Below are 26,438 nucleotides of genomic sequence, written 5' to 3'. Positions count from 1 at the left end.
ACAGAAGGACAAGATCAGCCCATGCCCGCTTCTCCGCAAAAAGTCGCCCTCGTCACCGGAGCCGCGCGCGGCATCGGGCTTGCGACCGCGAAAAAGTTCCTGGCCGAGGGCTGGCGCGTGGCGCTGCTCGATATCGAGGGCGAGCTGCTCGGCCGCGCTGTCGCCGACATCGACCAAAGCGAGACGACGCTGGCGCTGACCTGCGACGTCTCCGACTCGGCCGCGGTGAGCGATGCAATGGAGGCGGTCGAGCACCGCTTCGGCCGGCTGGACGCACTGGTCAACAATGCCGGCATCGCCGTGTTCGCGCCGCTGATGGAAACGTCCGAGACCGATTGGCGCCGCGTGATCGAAGTCAATCTCACCGGCCCGTTCCTCTGCACCAAGGCGGCCGTGCCCCTGATGCGCGAGGGCCACGGCGGCGCCATTGTCAACATCACCTCGATCTCGGCGGTGCGCGCCTCGACCCTGCGCTCGGCCTACGGCACCAGCAAGGCCGGGCTCGCGCACCTCACCAAGCAGCTCGCGGTCGAACTCGCTTCCCTCAACATCCGCGTCAACGCGGTCGCGCCGGGACCGGTCGACACGGCGATGGCGAAGCAGGTGCACACCAAGGAGATCCGCGCCGACTATCACGACGCCATTCCGCTCAACCGTTACGGCCTGGAGGAGGAACTCGCGGAAGCGATCTACTTCCTGTGCTCGGGCAGCGCGAGTTACATCACCGGACAAATTTTGGCCGTGGATGGCGGGTTCGATGCGGCAGGTATCGGTCTGCCGACGCTGCGCGGCCAGCGCCGCAACGGCTAGGCACGGAAATTGTAGGGTGGGCAAAGGCGGGCAAGCGCCGTGCCCACGACTTCTCCGCATTTGCGGCGCCATTGGTGGGCACGCTACGCTTTTCCCACCAAGGGATTCGAGCTTGTGGAGTACGCCATGCAACGCGCTGCCTTTCTCAACGCCCTGATCATTGTATCCGCGCTGCTCGCCACCGCGCCTGCATCAGCCGAAATCCGCATCATCCAGTCTCCGGGCGGACAGGTCGGGCCGTTCCTCGATCTGTTCGAGAAAGTACGTGAGAGCGGCGAGCGCGTGGTGATCGACGGTCCCTGCCTGTCTGCCTGCACGCTGGTGCTGAGCATCGTGCCGGGCGAGCGCATCTGCGTCACCAAGCGCGCCGTGCTCGGCTTCCATGCGGCGCGTTCGGTGGACCGACGCGGGCGCTTCTATGCCGAGCCGGAGGCATCGGTCGCGGTGCTTGCCGCCTATCCCGGCCCCGTGCGTGACTGGATCAACCGCCGCGGCGGCCTGAGCTCACGGCTGCTGCTGATGAAAGGCCGCGATCTCGCCGCGATCTATCCGCGCTGCCGGTGACGAATTTGGCAACCGACACGATCGTGACGTGAAAGGGCTCTCTGTGACCCCGTCCCATCAGAGGCCTAGGGTTTGAAGGGAATTTGGTCTGGAAGGTACTTGGCTCGGCTGGCTCAAGACCACACGGCAGATTCCGTGGGCTCGCACGTGATGCGCGCACCGGGCTCTTCACCATCACACTTTGGCGGCCCTCAATAAAGAGTCTGAATCACCGGCACCAGCTTCATGCTGGCGCAGATGAGCATTCCCCAAAGAGCAAAATTGATCTGTAGCGCCGTTGCCATCGGTCGCTCCCCCTCCAAGTGACGTCCATCCCGTTTTGAAGCTTTTATGAATCACGAATAGCGATTCTGACGTGCAGATCACAGCCCAATTTTGCGTCAATTGTTGTGCAATGCAGTCCGGGGGTTTCACGAAGTGGCCCCACTGCGCCCGCAAAGTGATGCGATTCGTGAGTTCATTCCCTCGGCCATGCCGGCCCATGGGTTTGCCTTGAGTTCCATCTGATCGCCGCAGCTTCTCAGCACGGAGCCTGCGGATCGTGCACCGAAACCCGGAATCCGGCATGATACGACACGGCTTCATCTTGCTCACTTTCTGCACGGCGCTGCTTGGCTGCGCAGTCGCACCGGCGCAGGAGCGTCGCCCGATTGCTTGGGATGGCCTCGGCCAGGACCCCAACAAGGTCTCGAACCGCTCTCATGCTGCGAAGCGGCGCGCGACGAACCTCGCGCCCGCGGCGACTGATCCCAATCAGGAACGACAACGCGTGCTCGGCACCTTGCAGCCATACTCGGAGGCGTGGTGGGCGGTCCATGGCGAGATCGAAGCGGAGAACGACAGGAAGCTCGGCACCAAGCTCGTGATCTGTCCTCGCTGCGTTCAGGCGCCGCAGCAGAGCGAGGACGTGACCGGATCGATCCGTTGAGCGCGCTCGCGACCGATCCGGGTATGATGCGATAGATTCCGGCGCCTCCTCTCCAGCAACGCTGGAGAGAAGGGATTCGCGACTCAACAGATCATGCAGGCGGCCGCGCCCGTCACACTCCTTGGGCCGGGCAGTTCACCATCCACGGAATTCCGAACTTGTCCACGCACATGCCAAAGCCCTTGGCCCAGAACGTCTTGCTGAACGGCATGGTGACGGAGCCACCGTCGGCGAGCGCGTTGAACTTGCGCTCGCCTTCCTCGGTATCCTTGACTGTGAGCGAGATCGAAAAGCCTTGAGGCTTGTGAAAATGCTCTGGCGGCGCATCGGAAGCCATCAATACGCTGCCGTCGGGAAGCGCTAGGCCGGCCTCGAAATCCTTGCCGATCATGCTGTCCATGTTGATGAAGACCTGCATGACCTTGGACAGGAACGGAGCCGGACCGGACATCGCCCATGTCACCAGTGTGGCGTCGCCTTGCGGCACAAAGGTGAACTCGGCAGTGTTGTGGCCTTCGAACGGACGTTCGAAGTCGAGCTTGATGCGAATCTTTGACACGGGATTTGCCTCGAGGATCTCCATGTGGCCGGCGCCCACATTGTTGTTGCCGTCCCAGGCATAGGTCGCGCCCTTCCCTGCCGCGGCTCCACCGAAGGTGCGCTTCATCTCGGGATCGCGGCCCTCATAAGGGGACCAAGCGGTCCAGCGGTGGAAATCGGCGACCTGCGGGTAGATTGCACCCGGCGGCGCCTTTACCGCGAGGCTGCGCTCGACGCGAAAGGTGTCGGGCTTGGTCAGAGCAAAGGCAAGGACGCCCGCAATTCCAACGGCGAGCACGATGGCGATGATGGCAATGGCTTTCAGCATGGATTGCTCCCTGGATACGGACCTAGGACGATGCGAGGGCGCCGGGGCCGACAACGCGACGTGAGATTTTTGCCCGCGTTGTCACGGGTGTCACGTCGCCTTCGCGCCTTGCCTGGCAGCGCCGTCGGCCCGCTTCGGCTGGCTGTCCCGGATCAGCCGATCGATGTGCATGCGAATGTGGGCGGCTTCTGCGGAGGTGTTGGCAAGCGCGATGGCGCGGTCGAAGGCGACGCACGCCTCGTCGTTGCGGCCGAGCTGCATCAGGAAGGCACCGCGAACGCCGTAGAAATGAAAATAGTTGGCGAGCTTCGAGGCCAGCGGCTCGATCAGATCGAGCGCGGCCTGCGGCCCGCGCACCTTGGCGACCGCGACCGCGCGGTTGAGCGTCACCACAGGAGACGGCTGCACGACCTCCAGGGCGCCATAGAGCAGGTCGATCTGCGCCCAGTCTGTCTCCTCCGGCGTCGCCGCGCGGGCATGCAGCGCGGCGATCGCGGCCTGGATTTGATAGGGCCCGCTGCGGCGATGGCGCATCGCCTTGTCGATCAGCGCCAGCCCTTCCGCGATCATGGTGCCGTTCCACAGCGAGCGGTCCTGGTCGTCCAGCAGGATCAGCGAGCCGTCCGCGGCAAAGCGCGCGGCACTGCGCGCATGCTGCAGCAAGCAGAGCGCCGTAAGTCCCATGATCTCCGGCTCGCTCGGAAACAGCCTGAGCAGCAGGCGCCCCAGCCGGATCGCCTCCTCGCAGAGCGGCTTTCGGATCTCCGCGGTGTCGCCGCTCGCGGAATAGCCCTCGTTGAAGATCAAATAGATCATCGCCGCGACACCGGCGAGTCGCTCGGAGCGCTCGATTGCGCCGGGCGCCTCGAACGGCGTGCCGGCCTCCGCGACCTTCGCCTTGGCGCGGGTGATGCGCTGCTCCATTGCCGCGTCCGAGACAAGGAAGGCGCGCGCGATCTGCTTCACCGTGAGGCCCGAGACGATGCGCAGCGCCAGCGCGATCTGCTGCGTCGCAGGTAGTTGCGGATGGCAGCAGATGAACATCAACCTCAGGATGTCGTCGCGGTAGTGCGAGCCGTCCAGCCGTTCAGCCAGCGCGCCTTCGGCGTCGTCGAGATCGGAAATCGCCTGGTCGTCCTCCGGCAGCGGTTGCTGCTTGCGGGTCCGGCGCACCTCGTCGATGGCGGCATTGCGGCCGACCATGATCAGCCAGGCCGCAGGATCGCGCGGCGGCCCGTTCTGCGGCCAGCTCTTGAGTGCGCGCAGGGAGGCGTTTTGGAACGCCTCCTCGGCGGTGTCGATATCGCGGAAATAACGCAGCAGCGCGCCGACTGCCTGGGGTCGCGCCGAGGTCAGCGCGGTCTCGATCCAGGCGGTGTCGGTCTCGCTCACGCCGAAATTCCTCCGGGCCGGAACACGCCGACGGGACGCACCTCATAGGCGCCACCGGGATTGGCGGCACCAAGATCCCGCGCGACGTCGAGCGCCTCGTCCAGATTCTCGCAGTCGACGATGTAGAAGCCGAGCAACTGCTCCTTGGTCTCGGCATAGGGGCCGTCCAGCACCAGGGGCGGATCTTCCTTGCGCAGGGTCGCCGCTGCCGTGGTCGGCAGCAATCGCGCCACCGGCCCGAGCCGGCCCTGCTGGGTAAGCTTTTCCTGCACCACAGCAAGCTTCTTCATCACGGCCTCGTCCTGCTCCTTGCTCCAGGAGCCGACGAAGTCCTCATCGTGATAGCAAAGAATGGCGTAAAGCATAGGCGGCACTTTCCTCGAAGGCTTGATTTGAAGACGCGCCAATATGCCCCGCCCCGACAGCGCTGCGGAAATAATTTGCAGGAAAAGTCCGGCAGATCGTGCCAAGGAGGGCCGTTGCAAGCGGAACCCGACGAGGCACTTCGAATGACCAAAGGCACCCTGGCCGTCCTGATCAACAGCACGCAGCAGAACTGGCTGCCGGAGCGCTGGAAGGCCCGGTTCGAGGCGGTCTGCGGCGGCCGTCGCGTGGTGCTGCTGCCGGATTCCACGCTCGATCCGGCGGAGGTGCACTATGCCACGGTGTGGAAGCCGGTGCCGGGCGATCTCGGCACTTTTCCCAATCTGCGGGCGATCTTCAATCTCGGCGCCGGCGTCGATGCGTTGATGGCGGACAAGAGCCTGCCTGATGTGCCCCTGGTCCGCGTCGCCGTGCCCGACCTGACCGGCCGCATGACCGAATATGTCGTGCTGCACGTGCTGATGCACCACCGCCAGGAGCTTTATTTGCGGGACTCGCAGCGCGCGAAACGCTGGGAGCCCAGATATCAATGGCCGGCGAGCGCGGTCACGGTCGGCGTCATGGGGCTTGGCACGTTGGGGGCCGATGCGGCCGACGTGCTGCGCCGGCTCGGCTTCCGTGTCGCCGGCTGGAGCCGCAGCGCGCGCGCGATCGATGGCGTCGAATGCTTCCATGGCACCGCAGGCATGGATGCCTTCCTGCGCAAGACCGACATCCTGGTGTCGCTGCTGCCGCTGACGCCGGAGACACATGGCATCCTCAACCGCGACGTCTTTACGAAGCTCAACCGCAACAGTCCGCTGGGCGCGCCGGTGCTGATCAACGCCGGACGCGGTGGCTTGCAGAATGAGGCCGACATCCTCGCCTGCCTCGACGACGGCACGCTGGGCGGGGCCTCCCTCGACGTCTTCGTGCAGGAGCCGCAGCCGGCGGACAGCCGGTTCTGGACCCACCCCAAGGTGGTGCTGACCCCGCACAACGCAGCCGACACCGACGCGGATGCGATCTCGGTCTATGTCGCCGAGCAGATCGCGCGCTTCGAGGCCGGCGGTGCGTTGGAGAACGTGGTGGACCGGACCCGGGGGTATTAGGCTTTAGCCGGTTGGAAGAAGCACACGCGCGCCTCATACCCGCTGTCGTTCCACCACAACCACCGCGGTCACCGGCACACCGTTCACTCTCTCTTAGCGAGAAATTGATAAGCGTTCTTAACCAACGGTCAAAGAACGAGTCAGACATGCGCGCCAGCCTCGGCCTCAGGATGCGGATCACGGTCGCCCTCGCGGTGACGGCGGCGGCCACTGCCCTGTTTGCCGTGCTCGGGGCGATGTGGATCATTGCAGGGATCATCGACCGCGCCGACCAGCGCGAATTGCACAGCCATTATGATGCTCTGCAGTCGCGCATCGCCGAGGAATCGCGCCGCGCCGCCGCCATGAGTACGGTGGTGGCCGCAATGCCGGCGACGCAGGATGCGATGGCCAGGCAGGACCGCAACGCTCTGGTCGGGCTGTTCGGGCCGGTGTTCGCCGCGACCAAATCGGAATACGGTGTCGAGCAATTCCAATTCCATGTGGCGCCAGCGACCTCGTTCCTGCGCGTGCACCAGCCCACCAAGTTCGGCGACGATCTTTCCGGCTTCCGCAAGACCGTTCTGGTCGCCAACCAGGAGCACAAGGTCGTGGTCGGCCTCGAAGGCGGCGTCGCCGGACTCGGCATCCGCGGCGTGGTGCCGATCGCGCAAGGGGCCAAACAGCTCGGCTCGGTCGAATTCGGCCTGACCTTCGGCCAGTCCTTCCTCGACGATTTCAAGACCAACCGTCATGTCGACGTCGCCTTCCACCTCGCCGACGGCTCCGGCTTCAAGCTGTTCGGCGGCACGCTGAAGGGCATGAGCTTCTTCGACGCGGCCGACTACGGCCGCGCCACCGCAGGCAGTTTCACCGTGAAACGGGCCAAGCTCGACACCACGCCCGTCGCAGCGCTGCTCGGACCGATCAAGGATTTTTCCGGAAAGCCGCTCGGGGCCGTTGAGCTGGTGATGGACAATGCCGATTACGAGGCCTCGGCCGACCGCGCCTGGATGCTCGCGATCGGCATCGCCGCGCTCGGGCTCCTGCTGGCGGCGATCGTCGGTTATCTCATCGCTCGCAGCATCTCGCGCCCGATCCTCTCCATCACCTCGGTCATGCGCGAACTCGCAGACGGCCGGACTGACGTCACGATCCCCGCCAGCAAGGCGAACGACGAAGTCGGGGCGATGGTAAAGGCGGTCGCGGTGTTCCGCGACAACGCGGTCAACTTCGGCAAGCTCCAGGCCGAGCAGCTGGAAGCCAAGGCGCAATCCGAAGCGGAAAAGCGCCGCGCCTTCGCCGCGCTTGCCGACAATTTCGAGGCCAGCATCCGCGACGTCGTCACCACGGTGTCCTCGGCTGCGGTCGAAATGGAGCATACGGCGCGTTCGATGTCGGCCATCGTCGAGCAATCCCGGCAGCAGACGCGCGCGGTCTCGTCGGCCTCGACACTGGCCTCGGAGAACGTGCAGACCGTGGCGGCGGCGGCCGAAGAGCTCTCCTCCTCGATGACCGAAATCAGCCGGCGCCTTGCGCACGCGACCGAAGTGGTGGGCAAGGCCGCAAGCGATGGACGGCAGTCCAATGCGCGCGTGCAGAGCCTGGCGGAGGCCGCGCAGAAGATCGGCGACGTCGTCTCCTTCATCAACGGCATCGCAGGCCAGACCAACCTGCTGGCGCTGAACGCGACGATCGAAGCGGCACGCGCGGGCGAGGCCGGCCGCGGCTTCGCCGTGGTCGCCTCCGAAGTCAAGGCCCTGGCGACGCAGACGGCGAAGGCGACCGAGGAGATCGGTGCACAGGTCACGGCGGTGCAGGGCGAAACATCAGGCGCCGTGGACGGCATTCAGTCGATCTGCGCGACGATTCAGCAGGTCGACGAGATCTCCGCCGCGATCGCCGCGGCCGTCGGCCAGCAGGGCACGGCGACGCAGGAGATCGCACAGAACGTCCAGCAGGCGGCCGCACGCACCGGCGAAGTCTCGCAGAACATCTCCGGTGTCACGGCCGGCATCGCCGCGACGGGCACAGCGGCCGAGGAAGTGCTGGGTTCGGCGATCGAGCTGTCGAAGCAGTCGCAGCGGCTGCGGGACGAGGTCGACCGCTTCCTGGCGCAGATCCGCGCTGCTTAGTGAAGCGCCGGGTCGCGCCATAGCTCAGGTCTTGGCGCCCGCTCCCACCATCACGTCGATCGCACCTGTGACGATCGCCTCCAGATCCTTGCGCGGCACGCGGGCCCGCGAGCGGATAGCAATGGAGTGGACGGTGGCTGATGCGACCTGCGCCAGCACCACCGGATCGGCGCTCTCCGGCAATTCGCCCGTCTCCTTGGCGCGGCGGAAGCAGTTCGCAAAGGCCTTGTCGAGCTCGGTGAGACCGTCGAGCACCATGGCGCGAATCTCGGGATCGCCAACCGCTTCCGACGCCGCGGTCACCACCGTGAAACAGCCGCGCGGGCCAGTCTCGCCGGATAGATAGATGTTCAGCGCCGAGGCGAAGATGCGCTCCAGCCGCTGGCGAACCGGCATTTCCTCGCGGAAGATCGCTGCCATAGAAGCCCGCGCTTCCTCGCGATAGCGCTGGTAGCTCTTGATGTAGAGCTCGCGCTTGTCGCCGAAGGCACCGTACAGGCTCGGGCGATTCATCCCGGTCGCTTCGCTGAGATCATCGAGCGAAGTCGCGGCGAATCCCTGCTTCCGGAACAGATCGAGCGCCTTGCCCAGGGCAACGTCAGGCTCGTAGGCACGCGGACGGCCGCGACGCTTGGGCTGGCTGCCGCGCTCGGGTTGGCCGTGGCGCTTGGGCTCAGTAGCAGCAGTGGGCGGCTTCGATTTTTGTACCATTTCGCAAATTAATCCTTGACCGGTTTTATATTATGCAAGATGGTACAAAAATCAATCTGGCCAGGTTGAGCGAACCCCTCAAGAATTGCCCAGGAGGCTACAGATGGATCTCTATTTCTCGCCACTCGCCTGTTCGATGGCAACACGCATCGCGCTGTATGAAGCCGGTGCCGAGGCGAATTATCTCGAGGTCGACCCACCGACCAAGACCGTGCTGAGCGACGGCTCCGACTTCCGCGCCGTGAATCCGCTCGGTCTCGTGCCGACGCTGCGCACCGACGACGGCGTGATCCTGACCGAGAACGCCGCGATCCTGCAATACGTTGCCGACCGGTTCCCGAATGCGGGCCTCGGTGCAGATGCGGGCATCGATCGCAGCCGCCTGCATCAATGGCTGTGCTTCATCGGCACCGAACTGCACAAGGGACTGTTCGTGACCCTGCTCGATCGCAAGGCGCCGCAGGAGGCCAAGACCTACGTGCTGGACAAGAACCTGTCACGGCTCGACGTTCTCGACAGCCATCTGAAAGGACGCGAGTTCCTGCTCGACCATTTCACCGTGGCCGACGCCTACCTCGTTACAGTCATCAACTGGACCATGGCCACGCCGCCGATCGAATTGGCGAAATGGCCGAACGTCAAGGCCTATCACGAACGCCTGCGAGAGCGCCCGTCGATCGCCCGGGCGATCGGGGAGGAATTCGAACTGTACAAAGCCGAACAGGCGCGGAAGAAGGCCGCGGCTTAATCGAACAGACCGGTTGTCCCGCGCCGCTTTGGCCGGGACAACCGTCCTATCACATGCCGTTATATCCACCGCGGTCTCCCGCGGCCAGACACAATCAACTCTTGGCGCGATTGACCTTGTCCTGCGCTGCCTGAGCGGCGTCGAGGCCGGCACGCTTCACCACCTCCACAGCTTCAGCACCGGTGTCACCCAGTTCGGCGATCAGCGTGTCCGAATTTTCGCGCAGGGCTTGCTTGACCGCACTCGCGCGAACGCCGAGGTCCGCTTTGACGCCGTCACTGATTTCGCCGACATATTCGTTCTCGAAGGATGAGCTTCGAAATCCCGCCGCCAAGGCCGCACCGATGGCCACACCCATGACGCCGATAACCAGGGGTTGCCGCTCGAGTGCAGCAGCCAGGGACGACTGCGTCTTGTTCAACGCGTCGGTGCCGGGGACCGCATTGCCGAGCTTGTTGAAGTTTTCCTTGGCGAAGGCAACGCCTTCATCGAATCGATCACGAATCGCGTCCGTTGCAGTCGCGACCGCAACCGTGGCGGCGTCACCGGCGGCTTGCGCCCCTTCGCTCGCGGCATCACCGGCGGATCCGAAGCCTGCCGTTGCCGCGCGCTGAAGCCCCGAGGTTGCGGCACCGAGACCGCTGGCAGTGCTGCCGACCGCGTCGGAGGCAGCCGTCGCGGCCGACCGGGCGGCGCCCCGCAATCTGTCGTCGCCGACCAGCAGCCAAAGCGCGCCCCCGCCAACGAGCGCTGCTGCGAGCGGATTGTCCCGGGCGGATGACACCAGACTGTCGACGAAGCTCTTTTGAGTTGTCATCGCACCATTCCTTTCACGGTGTTCTTGTCCTTTTGCAATTGCCGGAGGGTTTCAAGCGGAGCCAGCCCCTGCGACTTCAGGCGATTCAGGCCCACGGCGAACATCCCGCCGGAGATTGCAGCGGCAACGATGGCAGCCACCAGACAGGACGCCGCAGGTGACCAGCCCGCTGCAATCAGGGCAGCCGCCAGCGCGAACAGCAGCATCACGACGGCAGGGATCACGAGGACCCCAGCCGCAACGATGAGGCCCAGCGCCGCAACCAGCTTCTCTGCATTGTCGACGAGTTCGGCCTTGGCCAAGTCGATCTCGTTCTGGAACAGTTTGGCGAATTGCGACATGGCGTCGCCGACGAGGCTCGAGACCGATCGTAGATCGTCCCGGCTCGTCTTGATGTCGTGTTGGATGCTCATGATACGCTGCTACCTTGCGTGAAGGACTTTTGCTGCCGGTTCACGTTCGACCCTGGCGTCGACTGGCTCTCTTTCGCAGCAAAGGTGCCTGGCCGGCTTGCGCTCGTTGCACCGGCCTGAGGTGAAGTCGACGCCTGCCCGCCCGAGGCCTTCAAGAAGCGCACGACGGCAAAGCCGGCAAGGACCGACATTCCCAAAAACGCTGCCGGCTGCCGCTTGGCGAAGTCAGTCGCCCCTTCCAGGACATCGCGGAAACTTCCGTCGCGGATCTTGGTCGCAGCATCTTCGACATAGTCGGCCGCCGAATTGATGCCGCGCGCAGCCAAGGGAACGTCCTTCTCGAAGGCACGCGCGGCCTCCCGGAAGTTGCCAGCAAGACGGTCGACGAAATCGGCGCCCGCTTGTTGCTTCTGTCCTGCCTCACCTTCGATCTTGTCCATGGCGCCGTCTGCCACTTCCTTCGCGGCGTCAGTGGCTTCCTTGAACTTGTCGCGGGCGAGATCTGACGAGGCCTGGAGTGCGTCGCCGGCACGCTGCTTCATCTCAGCGCCGGCATCGTCCATCTGGCCCTTGATATTGGTGATTGGGCTGGTGTCGCGGCCCTTGGTGGAACCGCTCGTCTTGTTGAGGTCTGAATTGCTCATGATGTTTATCTTTCGATGTTAGGTTTTCTGGGCCGGTCGGAACGCCGCCGTCACGACTTCGTCGGCGGCATCCTTGAGTGTGTCAGCCACATTCCTGGTCATTTGGCTGGCGTGTCCGCCAAGATCGGATCCACCAACGCTCTTCGCGACCGCATCAGCCGTCGACATTGCTGCATCCTTGACGCCTTCGAAGCCGGACTGCGCCGCCTCTCCGGCCGCCCGCTTGATGTTGTCGCTGGCCGAGCCCATTGCCTGCGATTCCGCGCTCGTCTCAGGCAAGGCCGCCGCGATGATGGCGCCGATGGCAATGCCGATACCGCTGATCAGCGCAGCGTTGTCACCAATGATCTGGCGGGCCTGACCGGGCGCTTTCGCAGCAGCATCGTTGACCGCGTCCATACCGCTTCGCATGGTGTCCGCGGCACGGCCGGCCCTGGCGGTCAGGTCGTCGGCGAGACCTGTTGCAGCCTCCCGCGCATCGTCGGCCAATCCGGAGACCTGATCCTGCACCGAGGTTAAACGAGCCTTCACGTCGCGCTGCACCGCCTGGGCGGTATCAGTGGCACCTTCGAGCATCTGTTCCGCTTGACCCATGACGGGAGCTGTCATCTCTGCAGCGCGATCCCGCGCGGTCTTCGAGGTTAGGGCAAGGCCGGCGCCGATCATCAGAAGCGGCAACGGTACACCTCTCGCAAGACGAAGAAGCGGCACACCCACGGCCGTGCCGACAGCCACGGCACGCATGGGATTGTCCATGATTTGCTGTTTGAACCCGTCCACCCAGCTTTGGGTTTTTCGGTCAACGTAATCCGACATCTCCGATTTGATGTGTTCGGGTGAGACCGAGTGCCGAATATTTTCCGTGGTGTCGGATATCTGGTCCTTGAGCCTGTCGACAGTGGCGGAGAGTTCCGCACGGCTGCGCTCCGACTCTCGCCTCAGGTCTTCGACTGATCGCGTCATGACTTCACCCTCTTGGTTCTTTCTTGTCGTTGTTGCAGGACGAACTCACCCTTGTTTGAATGGTTCCTAGCCGGATCAGCGGCCTCCTCGGCCGAAAGAGGGTGCAAGACGCCAAAGCGGCACCAGCCGGGCCATTAGCGTGCACCGCGCACCGTCGCGCGGCGGTCATCCATGCCGTTGCCGACGGGTAGGGTCGATCTTATGGGTCAGGGACCGTGCAGCGTTTTCGAAGAGCGCTTTCGCTATCCGTAAAGTACGCGCGGCAGGATCGTGACGATCCCCGGCCACAGCGTCAGCAGCAGCACGAAGCCGATCATGATAAGGAGGTAGGGCATCGTGACGCGTGCGATATAGCCGAGGCCATCCTCGGTGAGGCCCTGGATCACGAACAGGTTGAAGCCGACCGGCGGGGTGATCTGGGCCATCTCGACGGCGAGCACGAGGAAGACGCCGAACCAGATCTCGTCGAAGCCGGCCCCTTTCACGATCGGCAACACGATCGGCAGCGTCATCACGATCATCGAGAAGCCGTCGAGGAAGCAGCCGAGGACGAGATAGAAGATGACCAGCACCACGATCAGCATGAAAGGCGACAGGCCGAGCCCCTTCACGAAGGCCGCCACCGCCTGGGGGATGCCGAGGAACGCCGCGGCATTGCCGAGGATCGAGGCGCCCAGCACGATCAGCGCGATCATCGAACAGGTCACGACCGAGCCGATCAGCACGTCGCGGATCACCTGCTGCGACATCGAGCCCTGCGCCCATGCGACCAGAGCGGCGCCGAGCACGCCGACGGCAGCGGCTTCCGACGGCGTCGCGAGGCCGCCATACATCGAGCCGAGCACGCAGGCGATCAGGAAGAGCGCGGGCGCAAGATCCTTCAAGGCGGCGAAGCGCTCGCTCCACGGCACCTGTGAGAGCTTTGCCTCCGTCTCAGGGACCATCGCCGGCCTGAGCGTGGTGTGCAGCATGACCCAGGCCATAAAAGTCGCGGCGAGCAGGAAGCCCGGCAGCACGCCGGCGGTGAACAGCTTCAGGATCGAGACGTCGCCCAGCACTCCGTAGATGATCATGATGTTGGACGGCGGGATCAGGAAGCCGAGCGTGCCGGCGCCGGCGAGCGATCCGATCGCGATGTCCCGGGAATAGCCGCGGCGCAGCAACTCGTTGAGCGACATGCGGCCTATCACCTGCGTGGTCGCCGCCGACGAGCCCGAGATCGCCGCGAAGATGGTGCAACCGATCACATTCACATGCAGCAGGCGTCCGGGCAGCAACCCTGCCCACGGAGCGAGGCCCTGGAACAGCGAGCGCGACAGGCGGGTGCGGAACAACAATTCGCCCATCAGGATGAATAGCGGCAGCGCCAGCAGTTCCTGGGTGGTCAGGATGTTCCAGGCATATTGCGGCAGCAGCTTGTCGAGCGGGATCGAGCGGAACATCGCCAGCAGCAACGTCGCGGTGAGCGCGAGCGTCAGGCCGATCCAGACGCCGCAGGCCAGCAGGGCAAACAGGATCGCGAACAGGGCGACGACTTCGATGGTCATGCGATCTTGAATCCGAAGGTGAGCAGGAAGGTCATTCGACAGGCGACGCCTTCATCCGGTGGTCTTCCAGCGGAAGGCCGAGCACGGCCTGGATCGCGCGCGCTAGGAATTGGAGCGTCAGTAGCAGCATGCCGAAGGTGACGACGGCTTCCGGAAACCACAGGGGCGTGTCGCTCGAGGTCGAGACCTGGCCGCGCGTGTAGGCGGCAAAGGCGAATTTCGCCATGGCCGAGGTCAGGAACGCCATGAACGCGAAGCCGGCCGCGGCCGACAGGATCTCGAGCGCGCGCTGTACCGGCGCCGGCGCGTTCTTGAGCAACAGCACGACACGGATGTGGCCGCCGACGCGCAAGGTCATGGCGGCGCCGAAGGTGAACGACGCCGCCATCAGATAAGAAGAATATTCCCAGGCGATCGAGATCGTCGGGGGAAAGAACGGCAGGAAGTTCGAGAGGAAGCGCGTCGCGACTTCGCACAGCATCAGCAACGTCAGCGTTAACAGGCAGCCGCCGCCGATCCAGCCGTCGAGCCGGCCGAGCCGGTCGATGCCGTCGAGCAGGATGCGCAACGGCGCGGGCGCCGCTGCATTGAGGCTCTGCTGTGCTTCGGACGAAACGCTCACCACGGGTCCCCTCAGCCGCGTTTCATTTCGGCGAGATAGGCCCGCACCGGCTTGTCCGCCGCCGGCACACGCTTGAGGAACGCGTCGAGCTGCGGCGCGGTCTTGGCCCGGATGTCGGTCATCATCGTGTCGGAGACCGGTACCACCTCCATGCCGCCCTCCTTGAGACGGTTGAGGCTGTCGACGTCGGCCTTGAGCGAGTTGGCCCAGAAGCCGGGCTCCATCTTCGCCGCGATATCCGCGACGAGCTTCTGCTGGTCTGCAGGGATGGCCTTCCAGGAATCGAGATTGACGGTGAGCATCTGCGACGACCAGACGTGGTTGGTCGGGTAGACATATTTCAGGAACTCCCAGAACTTGCCGTCGACGCCCGATACCGACGAGGTGGAGACGCCGGCGACCGCGCCGGAGGCGAGCGCGGGGATCGTCTCGCCCCAGGGGATCATCACCGCTGCCATGCCGATGGCGTTCAGCATGTCGACCGCGTTCTTGTCAGGCACGCGGATCTTGATGTTCTTCAGCCCCTCGACGTCGGCGACTTTCGCCTTGAGATGCAGGTACTGCGTCGGCCACGGCACGATGTAGAGGATCTTCTGGTTGTTGCGCGCGGCGATCTTCTCATATTCGGGCCGAACGTATTTGTGCAGGACTTTCAATTCCTCTACGGAGCCACAGAGGAACGGAATGCTCTCGACACCCATGAAAGGCTCGTCGCCGACCTGCTGGATGTTGAGGACATCTGCGAGCGGCACCAGGCCGTCGCGCACGGCGCGCAGATGCTCCGGCCCCTTGAAGCCGAGCTGGCCACCCGCCTTCACGGTGATGGCCACCGCGCCGCCCGTCTGCTTCTTCACCTCTTCAGCGAAGGCAAAGGCGTTTTGGGTGTGGAAATTGCCTTCGGGCCAGACGGTCGACATGTCCCAGTTCGTCGTCGCCGCGCGAGCACGGGTCGAGATATGGCCGGTGGCGAGCAGCGTGGCTGCGCCCGCAGTGAAGTTACGTCGCGTGATCATAGAGCCCCTCCATTTACCAAACGCACCGACGCGTCAGCGCGCGTACCCATAAATTGCAACCGCATTGTCCGCGGAGACGAGCCCGCTTTCGACATCGGCCTCGACCGCCGCGCGATCGCGCGTCCCGGGCGCACCGATGCCGGCGCCGCCGGGCGTGAGCACCACCAGCCGATCATCCGGCGGCACCTGCTGGAAGCCCTTGCCGCGCAGCTTCTTGCCGGACTTCAGGCCGACATAGCCCGCCTCGCCATTCTTGCCACCGTCGCGTCCGCGCGGCGGATGATCGATGCGGTCGAACGCCGCCAGGATGTCGAACGGCGCGTCGACGCCGCTGCCTACCTCGATGATCTGGCCGAGGCCGCCGCGGGTGCGCCCTGCCCCGCCGGAATCCGGACGCAGCTCTTTGCGCCAGAAAATGAGCGGCGTCTGCGTCTCTGCGATCTCGACCGGCGTGCCACGCACGCCGCTCGGGTAAGCCGTCGCCGAAAGCCCGTCCTTGGCAAACCGCGCACCGGTGCCGCCGTTGGAGGTCACCGCCATCGAGAATCCGTAATTGCCGCCGACGCCGCTTCGCGTCTGGCCGCGCACGTTGAGATTCCACAGGCAGGAGGTGCCTTCCGCAGGCACACGCTCGGGAATGATCTGGCGCAGGCAGCCGAACACGACGTCGGGCAGCATCTGGCCGATGATGTGTCGCGAAGCGACCGGCGCCGGTTTCGGCGCATTGAGGATCGCGCCTGTCGGCGCCGACACCGTCAGCGGCGACAGTGAACCGGCATTGTTCGGGATCTGCGAGGCAACGACGCAGCCGAGCCCGAACACGGTGTAGGCGATAGTGTAGGACAGCGGCACGTTGATGCCGAACTTCGAGGCCGTTGAAGTGCCGTCGAAATCGACATGAATGCCTGTCTCCGAGATCGTCAGCATGGCCGCCAGCGTGACAGGCGCGTCGTAGCCGTCGACGACCATCGTGTTGCGCCAGCTACCCTTCGGCAGCTTGGCGATCTCGGCGAGCACCGCCTCGCGCGAGCGGTCGCAGATGTAGTCGCCGAGCTCGTCAAGCGTGTCGATGCCGAACTCGGTCATCATTTCGACAAGGCGCTCGCAGCCGACGTCGTTGCAGCCGGCCAGCGAATAGGTGTCGCCCTCGGTGTCGATCGGCAGCCGCGTGTTGGTGCGGATCATCGCCATCAGCGTCTCGTTGACGACACCCTGGTCGATCAGCTTCAGCATCGGGATGTAGAGCCCCTCCATGAACACGTCGGTGGCATCAGGACCGAAGCCAATGCCGCCGATGTCCATGAGATGGCTGGTGCAGGAGAACAGCGCGACCGGCTTGCCATCCTTGAAGCAGGGCGTGGTGACGACGAAATCGTTGAGGTGGCCGGTGCCCATCCATGGATCGTTGGTGATGTAGGCGTCGCCCTCCTTCATCGTCTCGATCGGGAAGTGATTGATGAAGTGCTTGACCGATTCCGCCATCGAGTTGACGTGACCGGGCGTGCCGGTCACTGCCTGCGCCAGCATGCGCCCCTTGAGGTCGAACACGCCGGCCGAGAGATCGCCGCATTCGCGCACGATCGGGCTGAAAGCGGTGCGGAGTAGCACCTGCGCCTGCTCCTCGACCACGGCGATCAGCCGGTGCCACATGATCTGGAGATCGATCAGGCTCGCGCCGTTTGCCTTGCTCATGATCAGGCTGCCTTTCGTTCCATGACGATGCTGCCGGCACCGTCGATGTGCGCGTCGAAACTATTGGAGACGAAGGTGGAGGTTTCGTCTTCCGCGATCACGGCAGGGCCCGCGATGGTCGCGCCCGGCGCCATGTCCTCGCGCCGATAGAGCGGAATCTCGATCACCTCGCCTGCGCGGCCGTCGAAGAACTTGCGGCTGCCGCTCGCCTTGCCGGCCGGCTTGCGCGCGACGGCAGCGACGGCGGATGGATTGCGGGCATCGGTGGTGGCGAGCACCGACCAGCTCAACACCTCGATCGCGGCGCCCGGGATCGACCGCTCGAACATCGCGGAATAATCCGCCTCGAACTTCTGCCGCAGGCCGGCGAGATCTGTCGCCGTCAGCCGGCGGTTCGGCAGTTCGACCGAGATCTCATGGCCCTGGCCGACATAGCGCATGAAGGCGGAGCGACGCTCGCGCACCGGCGCACCGGCAGCGCCCGGCTCGACCAATGCGCGTGCCTCGGTCACCATTTCCTGCAAGAGATCCGACACCGCCTCGGTGTCGAAATCATCGAGCCGGACGTGGCGGCTGCGCACCAGCTCATAGGCGATGGGAGCTGCCAGGAATCCAACGGCCGAGCCGACACCGGCATTCGACGGCACGATCACCCGGGAGACGCCGATCTTCTCGGCAACCCGCGCCGCATGCAGCGGCGCCGCACCGCCGAAGGCGATCAGCGTGTGCTGCCCGACGATCTCGCCGCGCTCGACCGCATGGACGCGCGCCGCACTCGCCATGTTCTCGCAGACGACCTCGTGCACGGCATAGGCCGCAGTCTCCGCCGACAAGCCGAGCGGCTCGCCGACGCTGCTCAGCAAGGCCTTCTTCGAAAGCTCCGGATCGAGCTTGATCGTGCCACCGGCGAAAGCATCGGGATCGATCATGCCGAGCGCGACGTCCGCATCCGTCACGGCCGGGCGCTGGCCGCCTCGGCCGTAGCAAGCCGGTCCCGGCTCCGAGGAGGCGCTCTCGGGCCCGACGGTGACGCGCTTCATCGCATCAACATGGGCGATCGAGCCGCCGCCGGCGCCGATTTCGACCATCTCAATCACGGGAATGCGCACCGGCAGGCCTGAGCCCTTGAGAAAGCGCGCGGCGCGATCGACCTCGAACACGCGCGAGGTCTCGGGCTGGTACTTCTCGATCAGGCAGATCTTGGCCGTGGTGCCGCCCATGTCGAAGGACAGCACCTTGCTCTCGCCGAGCCGAGCCGCGATCTGGGCCGCGAAGATCGCGCCGCCGGCAGGCCCGGACTCGACGAGACGCACCGGAAAGCGCCGCGCCGTCTCAATCGACGTGACGCCGCCACCTGAGGTGACGAGGTAGATCGCGCCACGGAACTGCTCAACCTGCAAGGCGTCGGCCATGCGGGCGAGATAACCGTCGATCAAGGGTTGCACGTATGCGTTCGCCACCGCGGTCGATGTGCGCTCATACTCGCGAATCTCCGGGCAAACGGCCGAGGACACGGTCACGGAGATATCAGGCATCTCCTCGGCCAGGATCGCGGCTGCGCGTCGCTCATGCTCGGGATTGGCATAGGAATGCAGGAAGGCGATCGCGACGCTTTCGACGCCCAGGTCACGCAATTTCGGCGCGAGCGCACGCACCGAGGCTTCGTCCAGCGGGAGACGGACGGCACCGTGGGCGTCGACGCGCTCGGGCACGGTGAAACGCAGATTGCGCGGCGCCAGCGGCCTCGGCTTGTCGATGGTGAGATCATACTGGTCGTAACGGCTCTCGGTGCCGATATCGAGCACGTCGCGAAAGCCTTCGGTCGCAATCAGCGCCGTCTTGGCGCCGCGGCGCTCGATGATGGCGTTGGTCGCGAGCGTGGTGCCGTGAATGAAGACGTCGATGTCGCTGATATGGGCACGCGCGTCGGCGAGAATGAGACGCATTCCATCCAGCACCGCCTGCTCGGGACGCTGCGGCGTCGTCAGCAGCTTGCGCGTCTTGCGATCCAAACCCACGTCCAGCACGATGTCGGTAAATGTGCCACCGATATCGACGGCAAGCCGCACTTCGGCTCCCTCAAGCATTCCAAATTCTCCGGCTGATCGTCGAAAACTGTCGTCGAAAACGCAGCAATTTCCATGCCATGGATGACGAGAAACGCCGCGCCAAGCTATTCTGCTTGGCACCTATGCAATAGGCAAGGCGTGTTCGCGAGCCCTTCGATCAGAGCAGGAATGCAAGCGCCGCTTCGCAGCGCTCCTCGACCTTGAGCGTAAGGAGATCGTCGGCGCGGGTGCGGCCGAGATTGACCGCCGCAATCGGAATCTTGCGCTGCGCGGCAGACTGAACAAAGCGGAATCCGGAATAGACCATCAGCGACGATCCGACGACGAGCATGGCATCGGCCTGCGCCAGATGATCCTGCGCGGTCGCGACGATGTCGCGGGGGACGTTCTCGCCGAAGAACACGACATCGGGCTTGAGGATGCCGCCGCAGGCTTCGCAAGCAGGCACTTGAAAGGACGAAAAATCCTCGTGCTCCAGATCAGCATCGCCGTCCGGTGCGTCGGCTGCATCGAGCGTCAGCCATTCGGCATTCGCGCGACCGAGTGCTTGCTGAAATTCATCGCGCGGCGTCTTGTCCCCGCAACCCATGCAGCGAACCAGGTCGAGCCGGCCGTGCAAATCGATCACCTGGCGGTGGCCGGCGGATTGATGCAGCCGGTCGACGTTTTGGGTCAGCAGCATCCCGCACCGCCCGTTCGCCTCGAGCCGGGCCAGCGCGTGATGCGCATCGTTCGGGCGAGCCTGGCCGAACCGCCGCCAGCCGATCAGGCTGCGCGCCCAATAGCGCCGGCGCGTATGCACCTCGGACATGAAGGCCTGAAAATTGACCGGCGGCGTCCGCTTCCAGTTGCCATGACTGTCGCGGTAATCGGGAATGCCCGAATTGGTGCTGCAGCCGGCGCCGGTCAGCACGAACAGTTTTTCGTGACGGTCGACGAAATCCCGGAGCGGGGAGTTTGGCAGCGGAGCATTGGTCATGGCGCATGATGTAGTTCGCGCCGCGACATTTTGCCAGATCACGCCCGCCGGGAGCGCGGCCGAGAGCGAAATCGGACCACCACCCCCGACCGTCGCTTCGCCGTTCCCGGCAGCCGCGAGCGCGTCGCGGAGTGCCCACTGCCTCGGACGCGGCTGCAGCCAAATCGCCGTTTCGCTCGGTCAGCAACGAGGCCTCGTCCAGCATGGCCCGCCCGGCGCATTGGTGAAGACCAGGCGCCCGTTCGGGCCGACCAGGGAAGACGGCCGCCGAAGCAGTTCCATCCGCCGATCATTGTGTCGCTGACGGAGCAGACTGTTTCGAAGTCGCGCCGGGCCTTGGGGGCGTCGCCTGCTTCTGCGAGACCACAGCCTTGGCCGCCGGTGCTTCGGGCGCTGGCGGCGCGACCGGCGCGGACTGACCGACCGACAGAGACACGCCGAACAGGCGCCATTGTCCTTCGACCGGTGCAAACAACAGCTCGAAATTCACCTGTGAGGGCACCGATGGAAAAAATCCTGCCATGTGCAACAGGCCGTTCGGCTCGATCTGCGGCAGCAGAGACAATTGTGGATCGATAACGGCGACGCCCGAGAGGTCGAGCTTGTCGCCGCGCTGCTTGACAAATATCTCCGCGAGCCTCGCTGCGGTATTGACCTGGAACCCGGGGGCGCCGAGATCGCGCAACACGGTGTAATTCCCGGTCTGGTTGGCGTGATCGAGCGCGAGCAGCGTCGACCGGATCAGCATCAGCACGCCGTTGCGGTCGATATTGGCCGGCTTTGCTGCGGCTTGCGGCGGCGTGGCCGGGTGTGGTTGCGGCTGCGGCGAGGCCTGCTGCGCAGACGTCGTCACCGCGCCCAAGATCAGGAGTCCAAGAACCAAAAGCCCAAGGCCAGCACTTAGCCAACGAAGCGTCATTGCGGACGCATTCTTTCTACCACTGGATCGAGACAGCGCCGCGGCCTCCTGCAACGTTGCGCTCGAGGCCAATGCCGCCGCCGGCGTTCGCGATGACGGCGTAGCTCTTGCCGTCATACAGCAGCGCAGTCGCGCCGAGCGCGAATGCGTTGGCGCCCTCGAAATTGCCGTAGCCCGCCGACAGCGCGAATTTGCGGCCGGCCTGCAGCGCCGGCATCGAGCCGGCAGCGAGGGCCACCGCGGTGCCGCTGCGCGCCTCGAGCCGGTTATCCATGACCTGCGATTGCAGCGAAGTCACCTGCGATTGCAAGGAGGTGATATTCGCCGGATTGAAGTTCGACGTCGCGAGATTGCCGGCAGCATCGGTGGTGACGAAGGAGACCGGTCCACTCTGCGCCGCAAGGCTTGCGGCGGAGGCAACGCCGGCAAGGCGATAGGTGTTGCTTGCCGTGCCGATCGCGACCTGGTTGACTGCCGTCGCCGTCGCGCCGGAGCCGACGGCGGCGGAGTTCGCGAAGCTCGCGGTAGCGTTGGTCCCGATGGCGATGGCATTGGCGCCCGTGCCGGCAGTTGCGCCATCGCCGATCGCGACGGCGCTCGCTCCGGTGGCGCGGGAGTTGTTGCCTGCCGCGAAGGAATTGCTACCGCTTGCCGTAACCGCGTTTCCCAGGGCGACGGCATTTGTTGTGCTTGCACTCGCACCGCTTCCGATCGCGGTGGCAGATATCCCCGACGCGGCGCTGCTCACGCCGATCGCGACCGATCTATCGCCACTGGAACTCGCGCCGGTCTGGCCGGCTACTCCATCGCCCCCGCCAATAGCAACGCTGTACTTTCCGGACGACGTCGCGGCGGTGCCGTCAACACCGGCACCAATTGCAGTGCTCCAATTTGCGAAGTCACCTTGGGTGTGGTTGGCGTATGCGCCGATGCTCGTCACGCCCTGTCCCGCACCGATGGAGTTTGCACCGGCACTTCTGCCCACCGATGTGCTGGAGGCGGTCGCAGAGGCGTCAGCGCCAATCGCCGTCGCCGCCTGGTTGCTTGCGCCCGCATAATCGCCAAGGGCAGTCGCACCGGCTCCAAACGCGGCAGCGCCGTTGCCGACTGCGGTCATTTGGCCTGGCCCCAACGTTGAGGCGTCACAACTGCCCAGGAATCCACTCCCATTGGAATAGCAAGTCTGTGCGGCTACCGGAGAGATGACCAGACCAGACACGCTCAACGTCAGGACGAGACCTGTGAACCCGGCGCGATGAACAAGCGCGCGGCCTAGGACGGAACCTATCAAATGGAATATCGAATTGCTGATCGCAGGAGGCATTTTCGCTCTCACGTCTAGAGGCCGGGTCGGCCCCGACCGCCGAGAGCGTGGGGGAAAAGATGGAGGCGAGCATCAACCGTACGGTTGAGTTCGTCTGGGCGCTCTAGGTTGGAAGCCCGGTTTTTTCTGTCTGTTGCCGAATTGCACCGCGAGGTTCCCGACGGGCGTCAGATCGTGCCGGGATCGGTGTCATGCCTGTGCTTGTGAAGAAAACGGGCTATCTGTTCACGGAGCGCCACCGTGTCCAACAAAGTCCCGACCGATCCGGCGGTGTCGAAGATCTCCCTCTGGAGCGTCGTCGGCAGAGAATTCCATTGCATGATGACGGCCGCGCCGAGACACCGCAAGACACGCTCTTCCTCCGCCGCGAGGGCTGCGCCGCGCAGTCGCTCCGTCTCGCCGCCGTTGACTGCATCCAGGTATTGGTTCGCGAGGACCTGCTCGTTGTCCGCGCGCCATGCAAGGCTGTCCTGCAGCTTTTCGAATTTGCGGGTGTCATCCTTGCCTGACGAACTCTTGGCCAGTTCACCGTACTCGGCCGCTCTTGCGCGATACTGTAGAAATTTGAACATGCCGCCTCGTTTCGGTGAAAGTCTCTATTCATTCCAGCCACGACGAGGGCGTCGGTCGCCCTCGAGTTCAGCTCGCAACTGAGCGACGGCTGAATTGAATTCGATGAGGTGCCTGCCCGATCCGATGGCAAAGGCACGCCGAAACCGACTCCCATTGGAGCAACACCAAAACGGCGATTACCAGCACGAAGAAGATTGGCAGCAGGACCGGCGGTACGAGCCATTCACGAAGGATGAATCCGGGGAGCCCGGCATATTGACCGCCTCTTGGCCGCGGCGGGAGCGCAACGCTCTCAGTCACCGATAACAGCCGAGGGGCGTGCGGTGATTGGCGACATATAGTGACCTTTCCCCCAATAGCGAGGCCTGCCGAGAACTATTCGTCGCAATCGGCATCAAGCCTGGTTGTAACCCAGCTGCCAGATCATCAATTGAAAGAGACCCAACCGGCACGCCTGGACGAAGCGTCCGTGTTCCTGACACAGCGGGCGGCCCTGCAACCTGATCGGCCTGACCCATGATAGACTTTCCCAACCACAGCCGCTCATATGACCGGACGCGACGTGCGGTGCGATTCTGGGGGCACGACAGCGCCATCGAAGCCACGTTCTTCATCGACGAAGGCGCGTTGAAGCGGATTCAACCGGGCGCGCACGCGACCGAGTCGGAACTCCTGAACGCGTTCGATTGCAATCGCGACTTGATATGTGCCACTGCGGCTAGGAAGTATGTCCGTGGCAGCAGGGGCTCCTACGACCTGCTCGCAGGAGATTTCTGAAGCGATCAATGAATTCGTGATTTCGTCCGCGGGCTCACGTGTCTAGCTCGCCCAGTTGTCGCGGAACTCGGGAAACAGCGTCAGCCCTCCGCAGGCATAGAGGGTCTGCCCCGTGATGTAGCTCGCGTCATCGGAAGCGAGGAAGGCGAACACGGCGGCGATCTCTTCGGGAGTGCCGACGCGGCCCAGCGGAATATGGCTGGTGACTTCGCCGCGTTTCTTGGGGTCGTCCCGCCAGGCCTCGTTGATCGGCGTGTCGATCGCGCCCGGACCAACCGCATTGACGCGAATGCCGCGGCCGGCGAATTCGAGCGCCAGCGTGCGCGTCAGATTGGCCATGCCGCCCTTGCTGATCGAATAAGCGAGATAACCCGGCTTCGGGATGATCTGGTGGACGCTGGAGCAGTTGATGATGGAGCCTCCTCCTCCGCGCGCCACGAAATGCGCGAGCGCCTTCTGCGCGCAGAGTACGGCGCCGGTGAGATTGACGTCGATGATGTTGCGATAGGTTTCCACGTCGAGCGCCTCGCTCGGGGATTCCTTCTGGAATCCGGCGTTGTTGACCAGGCAATCGAGACGCTTCCAGCGTGAAAGGGTCCCCTCGAACATCGCGGCAATCTCATGCTCGTTGCCGACATCGGCCTTGACGGTGAAATGATCGGGTTCGCCGTGGCCGCGATCGCTCGAAGCTGCCCGCGCCAGCGCGAGCGTCTCCTCCGCCCGGTCCTCGTTCTGGAAATAATTGATGGCGACCGTCGCACCCTCCTGGGCCAGCCGGACGGCAACGGCGCGACCGATGCCTTGCGAGGCGCCGGTCACCAATGCGTATTGGCCGACGAGACGCGAGTGAAAGGAGGTCGAGCGATCGGTTGGCGGCATGGGTTCTCTCCGGGATGAAACATCATCGACGAGGGGTGCCCTTTGTTCCATCACATCGACGCGTTGCGTCGACATCTTCCCCAAGTCGCAATGCAGCGACCGATCATCGTGCGAACAGACAAAAATGTGATTGTCGCTTCCACGGCGATCATCACATGATGCGGCGCATATGCAAATTCAAGATCACGCAAAATCAATGCGTTCCGGGACCATTCTATGACACAAGTCGCGATCCAGCCAGCCATCCACTCCCGGCACCAGCCCTGGTACAAGATCCTCTACGTCCAGGTGCTGATCGCGATCGCGCTCGGCGTGCTGATCGGCTATTTCTATCCCGATCTCGGCAAGGCCTTGAAGCCGCTCGGCGACGGCTTCATCGCGCTCATCAAGATGATGATCGCGCCTGTGATCTTCTGCACCGTGGTGCACGGCATCTCCTCGATGGGCGACCTCAAGCGGGTCGGTCGGGTCGGACTGAAGTCGCTGATCTATTTCGAAACCGTCTCGACCGTCGCGCTCGCCATCGGCCTGCTGGTCGGCGAGGTGCTGCAGCCCGGGCGCGGCTTCAACATCGATCCCGCCACCATCGATCTGAAATCGGTGGCGACGTACGTCACCAAGGCCCACGAAGACGGTATCGTCGCCCATCTGCTGGGAATCATTCCCGACAGCTATGTCGGCGCGATCGCGCGCGGCGACCTGTTGCAGGTGCTGCTGGTCTCGATCCTGTCCGGCTTCGCCATCGCCTTTCTCGGCAAGGCCGGCGAGCCCATCGCGGATACGATCGACAAGGCGGCGAAGATGTTCTTCGGCATCATCCGCATCATCGTGCGGGTGGCGCCGATCGGCGCGTTCGGCGCGATGGCGTTCACGGTCGGCGCCTACGGCCTCGGCTCATTGCTCAACCTCGCCGCCCTGATCGGCACGTTCTATCTCACCAGCATCCTGTTCGTATTGATCGTGCTGGGCTCGATCGCCCGGCTCGCGGGTTTCTCGATCCTGCGCTTCATCGCTTACATCAAGGATGAACTGCTGATCGTGCTCGGCACGTCGTCCTCGGAGACGGTGCTGCCGCAGATGATCCAGAAGATGGAGCATCTCGGCGCCTCGCGCTCCGTGGTCGGCCTCGTCATCCCGACCGGCTACAGCTTCAACCTCGACGGCACCAACATCTACATGACGCTGGCGACGCTGTTCCTGGCGCAGGCGACCAACACCCATCTGACCATCTGGCAGGAGCTTGGCATTCTGGGCATCGCCATGATCACCTCGAAGGGCGCTTCCGGCGTGACCGGCGCGGGCTTCATCACGCTCGCCGCGACGCTGTCGATCGTGCCCGACATCCCGATCCAGTCGATCGCGATCCTGGTGGGCATCGACAAGTTCATGAGCGAATGCCGCGCGCTGACCAATCTGATCGGCAACGGCGTTGCCTGCGTCGTCATCAGCATCTCCGAAGGGGAGCTCGATCGCAATGCGTTGCACGAGACGATGGCCCATCCGCTGCAGATCGGCGAATCGCTGGAACCGGGCGGGAGTGCAGCATCATAGGTTGCAAACCAGCCGGCTCAACGCGATTTCGATGCGGTAGTTTCCC

General features: G+C 64.2%; 26 protein-coding genes. 8 read left to right on the top strand and 18 right to left on the bottom strand.

Annotated elements, in window-relative coordinates; translation table 11 throughout:
* The first annotated feature begins 21 nt into the window (after positions 1–21).
* The 3 genes from JQ580_RS02910 (at position 22) to JQ580_RS02900 (ending at position 2,302) form a co-directional block, all read left to right on the top strand.
* Positions 22–810: an SDR family NAD(P)-dependent oxidoreductase gene (locus tag JQ580_RS02910; RefSeq protein WP_212278232.1), complete on the top strand. Its 789-nt coding sequence runs from the start codon at positions 22–24 to the stop codon at positions 808–810.
* A gap of 126 nt (positions 811–936) precedes the next feature.
* Positions 937–1,374 (top strand): hypothetical protein, encoded by a 438-nt coding sequence (locus tag JQ580_RS02905; protein ID WP_212278231.1) that lies wholly within the window; start codon positions 937–939, stop codon positions 1,372–1,374.
* A 565-nt stretch (positions 1,375–1,939) separates the two neighbouring features.
* The gene (locus JQ580_RS02900) at positions 1,940–2,302 is read left to right on the top strand and encodes a hypothetical protein (RefSeq protein ID WP_212278230.1); all 363 of its coding nucleotides are present in this window, start codon (positions 1,940–1,942) and stop codon (positions 2,300–2,302) included.
* 112 nt (positions 2,303–2,414) lie between these two features.
* Here the strand turns inward: JQ580_RS02900 and JQ580_RS02890 are convergent, their stop codons facing one another.
* The 3 genes from JQ580_RS02890 to JQ580_RS02880 all read right to left on the bottom strand — a co-directional run bounded on the left by JQ580_RS02890 (position 2,415) and on the right by JQ580_RS02880 (position 4,927).
* A complete protein-coding gene (locus JQ580_RS02890; RefSeq protein WP_409363190.1) occupies positions 2,415–3,170 on the bottom strand; it encodes an SRPBCC family protein in 756 nt (251 codons plus the stop codon).
* 90 nt (positions 3,171–3,260) lie between these two features.
* Positions 3,261–4,562, bottom strand: a complete 1,302-nt coding sequence (locus JQ580_RS02885; protein ID WP_212278229.1) for an RNA polymerase sigma factor — start codon at positions 4,560–4,562, stop codon at positions 3,261–3,263.
* Complete coding sequence (locus tag JQ580_RS02880; protein ID WP_212278228.1) at positions 4,559–4,927, bottom strand: YciI family protein; 369 nt, start codon at positions 4,925–4,927, stop codon at positions 4,559–4,561. Before JQ580_RS02880 ends, JQ580_RS02885 begins: the two co-directional genes overlap by 4 nt.
* A gap of 144 nt (positions 4,928–5,071) precedes the next feature.
* Between JQ580_RS02880 and JQ580_RS02875 the strand changes: the two genes are divergently transcribed.
* Both JQ580_RS02875 and JQ580_RS02870 read left to right on the top strand, forming a co-directional pair.
* Entirely contained in the window at positions 5,072–6,037 is a 966-nt protein-coding gene (locus JQ580_RS02875; RefSeq protein ID WP_212278227.1) for a 2-hydroxyacid dehydrogenase, read from the top strand.
* Positions 6,038–6,183: 146 nt separating this feature from the next.
* The gene (locus tag JQ580_RS02870) at positions 6,184–8,151 is read left to right on the top strand and encodes a methyl-accepting chemotaxis protein (RefSeq protein ID WP_212278226.1); all 1,968 of its coding nucleotides are present in this window, start codon (positions 6,184–6,186) and stop codon (positions 8,149–8,151) included.
* Positions 8,152–8,175: 24 nt separating this feature from the next.
* Here the strand turns inward: JQ580_RS02870 and JQ580_RS02865 are convergent, their stop codons facing one another.
* Positions 8,176–8,862 carry a TetR/AcrR family transcriptional regulator gene (locus tag JQ580_RS02865; RefSeq protein WP_212278225.1) on the bottom strand — a complete coding sequence of 229 codons (687 nt, stop codon included), beginning with the start codon at positions 8,860–8,862 and terminating at the stop codon, positions 8,176–8,178.
* Between the two features lie 103 nt (positions 8,863–8,965).
* Here JQ580_RS02865 and JQ580_RS02860 point away from each other — a divergent pair, with 103 nt between their 5' ends.
* The gene (locus JQ580_RS02860) at positions 8,966–9,610 is read left to right on the top strand and encodes a glutathione binding-like protein (protein WP_212278224.1); all 645 of its coding nucleotides are present in this window, start codon (positions 8,966–8,968) and stop codon (positions 9,608–9,610) included.
* 94 nt (positions 9,611–9,704) lie between these two features.
* Here JQ580_RS02860 and JQ580_RS02855 read toward each other — a convergent pair whose 3' ends face one another.
* From JQ580_RS02855 to JQ580_RS02795, 13 genes are all read right to left on the bottom strand, one after another.
* Positions 9,705–10,313, bottom strand: coding sequence for a hypothetical protein (locus JQ580_RS02855; RefSeq protein WP_249133902.1), 609 nt, complete (start codon positions 10,311–10,313; stop codon positions 9,705–9,707).
* Between the two features lie 110 nt (positions 10,314–10,423).
* Complete coding sequence (locus JQ580_RS02850; protein WP_212278222.1) at positions 10,424–10,840, bottom strand: phage holin family protein; 417 nt, start codon at positions 10,838–10,840, stop codon at positions 10,424–10,426.
* Entirely contained in the window at positions 10,837–11,484 is a 648-nt protein-coding gene (locus JQ580_RS02845) for a hypothetical protein (RefSeq protein WP_212278221.1), read from the bottom strand. Before JQ580_RS02845 ends, JQ580_RS02850 begins: the two co-directional genes overlap by 4 nt.
* A gap of 18 nt (positions 11,485–11,502) precedes the next feature.
* A complete protein-coding gene (locus JQ580_RS02840) occupies positions 11,503–12,447 on the bottom strand; it encodes a DUF3618 domain-containing protein (protein ID WP_212278220.1) in 945 nt (314 codons plus the stop codon).
* A 242-nt stretch (positions 12,448–12,689) separates the two neighbouring features.
* Positions 12,690–13,994, bottom strand: coding sequence for a TRAP transporter large permease (locus JQ580_RS02835; protein ID WP_212278219.1), 1,305 nt, complete (start codon positions 13,992–13,994; stop codon positions 12,690–12,692).
* A gap of 31 nt (positions 13,995–14,025) precedes the next feature.
* A complete protein-coding gene (locus JQ580_RS02830) occupies positions 14,026–14,619 on the bottom strand; it encodes a TRAP transporter small permease subunit (protein ID WP_212278218.1) in 594 nt (197 codons plus the stop codon).
* Positions 14,620–14,627: 8 nt separating this feature from the next.
* A complete protein-coding gene (locus JQ580_RS02825) occupies positions 14,628–15,629 on the bottom strand; it encodes a TRAP transporter substrate-binding protein (RefSeq protein ID WP_212278217.1) in 1,002 nt (333 codons plus the stop codon).
* A gap of 33 nt (positions 15,630–15,662) precedes the next feature.
* Positions 15,663–17,321 (bottom strand): hydantoinase B/oxoprolinase family protein, encoded by a 1,659-nt coding sequence (locus JQ580_RS02820; protein WP_212278216.1) that lies wholly within the window; start codon positions 17,319–17,321, stop codon positions 15,663–15,665.
* A gap of 2 nt (positions 17,322–17,323) precedes the next feature.
* On the bottom strand, positions 17,324–19,408 hold the full coding sequence (locus tag JQ580_RS02815; protein ID WP_212278215.1) for a hydantoinase/oxoprolinase family protein: 2,085 nt from the start codon (positions 19,406–19,408) through the stop codon (positions 17,324–17,326).
* A gap of 139 nt (positions 19,409–19,547) precedes the next feature.
* On the bottom strand, positions 19,548–20,369 hold the full coding sequence (locus tag JQ580_RS02810) for an NAD-dependent protein deacetylase (RefSeq protein WP_212278214.1): 822 nt from the start codon (positions 20,367–20,369) through the stop codon (positions 19,548–19,550).
* A 289-nt stretch (positions 20,370–20,658) separates the two neighbouring features.
* On the bottom strand, positions 20,659–21,288 hold the full coding sequence (locus JQ580_RS02805) for a hypothetical protein (protein WP_212278213.1): 630 nt from the start codon (positions 21,286–21,288) through the stop codon (positions 20,659–20,661).
* A gap of 16 nt (positions 21,289–21,304) precedes the next feature.
* Positions 21,305–22,036, bottom strand: a complete 732-nt coding sequence (locus JQ580_RS02800; RefSeq protein WP_212278212.1) for a YadA-like family protein — start codon at positions 22,034–22,036, stop codon at positions 21,305–21,307.
* Between the two features lie 743 nt (positions 22,037–22,779).
* Complete coding sequence (locus tag JQ580_RS02795; RefSeq protein ID WP_212278211.1) at positions 22,780–23,184, bottom strand: hypothetical protein; 405 nt, start codon at positions 23,182–23,184, stop codon at positions 22,780–22,782.
* A gap of 517 nt (positions 23,185–23,701) precedes the next feature.
* On the opposite strand from JQ580_RS02795, the gene JQ580_RS02790 reads away from it, so the two are divergent.
* Positions 23,702–23,962, top strand: a complete 261-nt coding sequence (locus JQ580_RS02790) for a DUF1488 family protein (RefSeq protein WP_212278210.1) — start codon at positions 23,702–23,704, stop codon at positions 23,960–23,962.
* 42 nt (positions 23,963–24,004) lie between these two features.
* Here the strand turns inward: JQ580_RS02790 and JQ580_RS02785 are convergent, their stop codons facing one another.
* Positions 24,005–24,841 (bottom strand): SDR family oxidoreductase, encoded by an 837-nt coding sequence (locus tag JQ580_RS02785; protein ID WP_212278209.1) that lies wholly within the window; start codon positions 24,839–24,841, stop codon positions 24,005–24,007.
* Positions 24,842–25,057: 216 nt separating this feature from the next.
* On the opposite strand from JQ580_RS02785, the gene JQ580_RS02780 reads away from it, so the two are divergent.
* Positions 25,058–26,392: a dicarboxylate/amino acid:cation symporter gene (locus tag JQ580_RS02780; RefSeq protein ID WP_212278208.1), complete on the top strand. Its 1,335-nt coding sequence runs from the start codon at positions 25,058–25,060 to the stop codon at positions 26,390–26,392.
* Positions 26,393–26,438 lie beyond the last annotated feature (46 nt).

The sequence above is a fragment of the Bradyrhizobium sp. SZCCT0148 genome (genome assembly GCF_018129985.1).
Classification (GTDB): domain Bacteria; phylum Pseudomonadota; class Alphaproteobacteria; order Rhizobiales; family Xanthobacteraceae; genus Bradyrhizobium; species Bradyrhizobium japonicum_H.
Note: the sequence above shows the minus strand (reverse complement) of the source record. Positions and strands in the feature narration are given on the sequence as shown.

Coding starts and splice junctions, on each gene's coding strand:
- JQ580_RS02910 (WP_212278232.1), top strand. CDS start 22: ATGCCCGCTTCTCCGCAAAAAGTCGCCCTCGTCACCGGAGCCGCGCGC.
- JQ580_RS02905 (WP_212278231.1), top strand. CDS start 937: ATGCAACGCGCTGCCTTTCTCAACGCCCTGATCATTGTATCCGCGCTG.
- JQ580_RS02900 (WP_212278230.1), top strand. CDS start 1,940: ATGATACGACACGGCTTCATCTTGCTCACTTTCTGCACGGCGCTGCTT.
- JQ580_RS02890 (WP_409363190.1), bottom strand. CDS start 3,170: ATGCTGAAAGCCATTGCCATCATCGCCATCGTGCTCGCCGTTGGAATT.
- JQ580_RS02880 (WP_212278228.1), bottom strand. CDS start 4,927: ATGCTTTACGCCATTCTTTGCTATCACGATGAGGACTTCGTCGGCTCC.
- JQ580_RS02875 (WP_212278227.1), top strand. CDS start 5,072: ATGACCAAAGGCACCCTGGCCGTCCTGATCAACAGCACGCAGCAGAAC.
- JQ580_RS02870 (WP_212278226.1), top strand. CDS start 6,184: ATGCGCGCCAGCCTCGGCCTCAGGATGCGGATCACGGTCGCCCTCGCG.
- JQ580_RS02865 (WP_212278225.1), bottom strand. CDS start 8,862: ATGGTACAAAAATCGAAGCCGCCCACTGCTGCTACTGAGCCCAAGCGC.
- JQ580_RS02860 (WP_212278224.1), top strand. CDS start 8,966: ATGGATCTCTATTTCTCGCCACTCGCCTGTTCGATGGCAACACGCATC.
- JQ580_RS02850 (WP_212278222.1), bottom strand. CDS start 10,840: ATGAGCATCCAACACGACATCAAGACGAGCCGGGACGATCTACGATCG.
- JQ580_RS02845 (WP_212278221.1), bottom strand. CDS start 11,484: ATGAGCAATTCAGACCTCAACAAGACGAGCGGTTCCACCAAGGGCCGC.
- JQ580_RS02840 (WP_212278220.1), bottom strand. CDS start 12,447: ATGACGCGATCAGTCGAAGACCTGAGGCGAGAGTCGGAGCGCAGCCGT.
- JQ580_RS02835 (WP_212278219.1), bottom strand. CDS start 13,994: ATGACCATCGAAGTCGTCGCCCTGTTCGCGATCCTGTTTGCCCTGCTG.
- JQ580_RS02825 (WP_212278217.1), bottom strand. CDS start 15,629: ATGATCACGCGACGTAACTTCACTGCGGGCGCAGCCACGCTGCTCGCC.
- JQ580_RS02820 (WP_212278216.1), bottom strand. CDS start 17,321: ATGAGCAAGGCAAACGGCGCGAGCCTGATCGATCTCCAGATCATGTGG.
- JQ580_RS02815 (WP_212278215.1), bottom strand. CDS start 19,408: ATGCTTGAGGGAGCCGAAGTGCGGCTTGCCGTCGATATCGGTGGCACA.
- JQ580_RS02810 (WP_212278214.1), bottom strand. CDS start 20,369: ATGACCAATGCTCCGCTGCCAAACTCCCCGCTCCGGGATTTCGTCGAC.
- JQ580_RS02805 (WP_212278213.1), bottom strand. CDS start 21,288: ATGACGCTTCGTTGGCTAAGTGCTGGCCTTGGGCTTTTGGTTCTTGGA.
- JQ580_RS02795 (WP_212278211.1), bottom strand. CDS start 23,184: ATGTTCAAATTTCTACAGTATCGCGCAAGAGCGGCCGAGTACGGTGAA.
- JQ580_RS02790 (WP_212278210.1), top strand. CDS start 23,702: ATGATAGACTTTCCCAACCACAGCCGCTCATATGACCGGACGCGACGT.
- JQ580_RS02785 (WP_212278209.1), bottom strand. CDS start 24,841: ATGCCGCCAACCGATCGCTCGACCTCCTTTCACTCGCGTCTCGTCGGC.
- JQ580_RS02780 (WP_212278208.1), top strand. CDS start 25,058: ATGACACAAGTCGCGATCCAGCCAGCCATCCACTCCCGGCACCAGCCC.